The organism is Barnesiella sp. CU968, from assembly GCF_905219685.1.
Lineage (GTDB): Bacteria > Bacteroidota > Bacteroidia > Bacteroidales > Muribaculaceae > Lepagella > Lepagella muris_A.
The window spans coordinates 1-3,574 of the sequence record NZ_CAJMXD010000305.1 but is presented as its reverse complement, the minus strand read 5'-3'; the positions used below and the strand labels follow the sequence as shown (position 1 = coordinate 3,574).

Genomic DNA, 3,574 nt, shown 5'->3' with positions numbered 1-3,574 from the left:
GGGTAGAATTGGCCAATACCATAGGATGCTCAGAGAGCACAATTAAACGGCGATTGAAAGAATGGAATATCGCTTGGCTCGGTCACCCCAAAACCGGGCACTGGGTGTTTATTGCGGAAATCTGACAACTATTCTGCAAGAAAGTATCGGCTTTAGAAAACATTAACATCTGGGGTCTTGTAGGGTTAGGGATTCATGATTAAATTTGCATATCGTACACTTACGGACACGATCTTTGAAATATTATCAGCGGATTTTCTCAGCTATGCTGGAGACTCTACTTGGAGCGGTTCTGAAAGCGGAGAAAATCATGAAATTCTGACGGTGTAAAAATAGGAATTGCCCAAAAATCGTCAGATGCAAATATTTGATAATCACGGATATAAAAATATAGTGACATACCACACCGGGGTCACAATCAAAAATGGCAAAACGCCGCAAAGCACTGTAATCACTTGATTTTCAGTGCTTTTTTTGGTTTTACCCATCTGCCCGTCCTGCGCAAAATATTGAAACGACGGGTGTGCAAAAAGGCGTTGAGGCAAATCGGTGTTTAGCCTTCTTCCATAGTCGGGATGCGGTCGGATGGTGTCAGTGACCCGCCAACGCCTCTATCCGTTTTCGCAGAGAAAAACAATAAAGTCGAGCTATCAATCATTAGCATCCGTTTTGCATATAAGACAAAAAAACATCCAACTTTGTCTTGTGAGTAAGACAAAGATGCGATGATAAAATCAGAAATTCTCCGAGAGGTGATGCTTGAAAACCGTGAAGAGGTTATGCGTCATGAGGTTATCAAACGAAGAATGTCACTTGACGGGTTTGACCGTCAGGTGTTGGTCGGTGCGCGTCGCGCCGGCAAATCCTATATCCTTTATGGAAAGATTCAGGAACTGATTGCCGCAGGATACTCATGGGATGAGATAGTGTATGTGAACTTTGAGGATGAGGTATGGGAATGAGTGTGGATACGGTTATTAAGATTGCAAAGACAATTACTACCATCAGACTGAAACTCCCATTAAACGACGAAATGATTACTCGTACTATGATGCTGACCCCCGAACATAGGTCATTGAAGCCGCTTTTCGACTATCTGGGCGTTTAGGGTGACGCAATGACGAAGTCTGGAAATAATATCAGGGTAATGTACGTTCTCTGTATATTACAACATATTTGAGTGTTATAATAAGGCAAGACGGATAGACATTAGAAATCTCAATCATAAAATATGAATTTTGAACTAATAATGATTGGTACCGGAAGCGCGTTCCCAAAACATTCATACAATAGCTGCTATGTCATTAAGAGTCATGGTGGACTTATGCTTGTGGATGCCGGAGGTGGTAATGGTATATTCAATGCCATTAATGAATCGGGTATCAAATTATCTGAGATACATCATATTTTCATTACTCATACACATACAGACCATATTCTTGGAGCTGTATGGCTTATCAGGGGTATTATCAATATGAGTAAAGATGGAGAAAGCTGTGGGAGCTTACATATATATGGGAATAGTTCCGTCTGCAATGCGTTGCGGCTTATATGTCAGTTGACTTTTCTTGCTTTAGATTATGAACTTTTTACAAAAAACATCGAATTAGTGGAAATTTCTGATGAATCTTCATTGGCTATAAACGACACTCTTATAGAATGTTTCGATGTCTNTTCCAAAAATGTCGTTCAGACCGGATTTAGGATGACTTTTGGCTGCGGAGAAAAACTGGTTTGTTTGGGTGATGAATCTTTGACCGAGGATAATCTCAGAAAAATTCAAGGTTGTGACACCCTAATCTGCGGCGCTTTCTGCCGGTATGAAGATAAGGATACATACAAGCCATACGAGAAACATCATCATACGGTGCGTGATGTGGCTATTTTAGCAGAAAAGGCAAAGGTGAAAAATTTGGTTCTGGTACATTCCGAGGATGATAATTTGGAAAAACGACAAGGGCTTTACAAGACTGAGGCTTCAAAATATTATAGTGGTAATGTTTTCATCCCTGTTGATGGCGAAAGGTTGGTTTTCTGAAATTATTGTTTATTTCCTTTGGCAAGATTGGCTCTTATTCGGCTTAGGCTTACTTGTGTTATACCCAAATATGAGGCAATACACCCCAAAGGCAGACGCTGTAATAGTTCCGACTGGGTATCCACAAAGTCTTGATAACGCTCTGTCGCAGTTGCAAGTAACAGGGTTATAACTCGAATTTCAGCATCAAGAAGTTCGGTCTCGGCAAATCTGCGGCCCCAATTGGCAATGTTTATATCCGCCAGGTAAAGCTGGCTTAATACTTCCTTTTTGATAACATAGAGAGTGGAATCCTCCATTAGTTCCATAGTCTCATAGTCTGGTTCATTCCTCACATACCCCATCATTGATACAATAGTTGCACCCTCCTTGCCAACCCAAAATGTCACTTCCTTGCCGTCAACAAGTGCGAATGCCCGCACTATGCCTTTGGCTATAAAGTAAACATCCCGCTCAATCTTACCTATTTCAAGTACATGATGGCCTTTGGGATAATGAACAAGTTCCATTGACCGACAAAGAAGAGCCAATGATTCATCAGGGAGTATATGTCTGCGGTCAATAATTTCTTTTATATCCATACTGGCTGCAAAGTTAACAATAATCCTATAAGCAGGCATTATTTATCAAATGTAAAATTTTAGATGATCCCAAGCTAGTAACTTTGCACTCAAAATATTGAGTTATGATAACGCGATTGATAAATATCTTACTTCCTGATTCAGCCGGGAACCGAAGATTTGACATTTCCTTGCTTTTGTCGAGGCTCTTATTCGGGATGCTCTTTATGATGCACGGACTGACCAAGATTAACGATTTCGGGCAAATGGCACTGGCATTTCCTGATCCATTGGGTGTCGGCAGCGAAATCTCCTTAATACTTGCCATATTTGGTGAAGTGTTTTGTTCGGTCTTGTTGATATTTGGATTACTAACACGTCTGGCGCTCATCCCTATGATATTCACGATGTGCATTGCATTTTTTGTGATTCATGCCGGAGACCCGTTTTCAGCAAAAGAGCTGTCTTTTATTTATTTGGCAACATTTATCATAATATGGGTATCCGGTGCCGGAAAATATTCGTTGGACTATATGATAAGAGCCAAACTGATAAAATCTTTAAACAAAAATAAAAAATGAATTGGATATTACTGTTTCTTGCCGGATTGTTTGAGGTTAGCCTCGCATTCTGTCTGGGAAAAACCAAGGTAACAACCGGAACAGAGTTTTATTTATGGGGTACCGGTTTTCTTTTGTCCACAGTGCTTAGCATGTACCTACTTGCGAAGGCCATTCAGACCTTGCCGATAGGTACGGCATACGCGGTATGGACAGGAATCGGTGCAGTCGGTACGGTAATTATAGGCATCTTGTTTTTCAAAGAGCCGGCCACACCCTTGCGGTTGTTTTTTATCTTTACTCTTATTGCATCAATTATCGGACTAAAGCTCGTGACAAACTAAGAAACTGTTTAAATTTAATTCGAAATTTTTTATATAGTGAATCTTGTGGCTTCCTTGAGGTCTTTTATGGTT

The 3,574-nt window shown here is 40.5% G+C and carries 5 protein-coding genes; 4 read left to right on the top strand and 1 reads right to left on the bottom strand.

Annotated elements, in window-relative coordinates; translation table 11 throughout:
* The first annotated feature begins 725 nt into the window (after positions 1-725).
* Together JX312_RS10640 and JX312_RS10635 are read left to right on the top strand one after the other, a co-directional pair.
* Positions 726-962 (top strand): AAA family ATPase, encoded by a 237-nt coding sequence (locus tag JX312_RS10640; RefSeq protein WP_123403196.1) that lies wholly within the window; start codon positions 726-728, stop codon positions 960-962.
* A 269-nt stretch (positions 963-1,231) separates the two neighbouring features.
* Positions 1,232-2,038, top strand: coding sequence for an MBL fold metallo-hydrolase (locus tag JX312_RS10635; RefSeq protein ID WP_204457977.1), 807 nt, complete (start codon positions 1,232-1,234; stop codon positions 2,036-2,038).
* A 2-nt stretch (positions 2,039-2,040) separates the two neighbouring features.
* On the opposite strand, the gene JX312_RS10630 is transcribed toward JX312_RS10635, so the two are convergent.
* Positions 2,041-2,619: a Crp/Fnr family transcriptional regulator gene (locus JX312_RS10630; RefSeq protein ID WP_123403199.1), complete on the bottom strand. Its 579-nt coding sequence runs from the start codon at positions 2,617-2,619 to the stop codon at positions 2,041-2,043.
* 107 nt (positions 2,620-2,726) lie between these two features.
* Here JX312_RS10630 and JX312_RS10625 point away from each other — a divergent pair, with 107 nt between their 5' ends.
* On the top strand, positions 2,727-3,179 hold the full coding sequence (locus JX312_RS10625; protein ID WP_369809677.1) for a DoxX family protein: 453 nt from the start codon (positions 2,727-2,729) through the stop codon (positions 3,177-3,179).
* Positions 3,176-3,502: a multidrug efflux SMR transporter gene (locus JX312_RS10620; RefSeq protein ID WP_123403203.1), complete on the top strand. Its 327-nt coding sequence runs from the start codon at positions 3,176-3,178 to the stop codon at positions 3,500-3,502. Before JX312_RS10625 ends, JX312_RS10620 begins: the two co-directional genes overlap by 4 nt.
* The last annotated feature ends 72 nt before the right edge of the window (positions 3,503-3,574 follow it).

Excerpts from the sequence above, each read along its gene's own strand:
- JX312_RS10640 (WP_123403196.1), top strand. The coding sequence starts at position 726 with ATGATAAAATCAGAAATTCTCCGAGAGGTGATGCTTGAAAACCGTGAA.
- JX312_RS10630 (WP_123403199.1), bottom strand. The coding sequence starts at position 2,619 with ATGGATATAAAAGAAATTATTGACCGCAGACATATACTCCCTGATGAA.
- JX312_RS10620 (WP_123403203.1), top strand. The coding sequence starts at position 3,176 with ATGAATTGGATATTACTGTTTCTTGCCGGATTGTTTGAGGTTAGCCTC.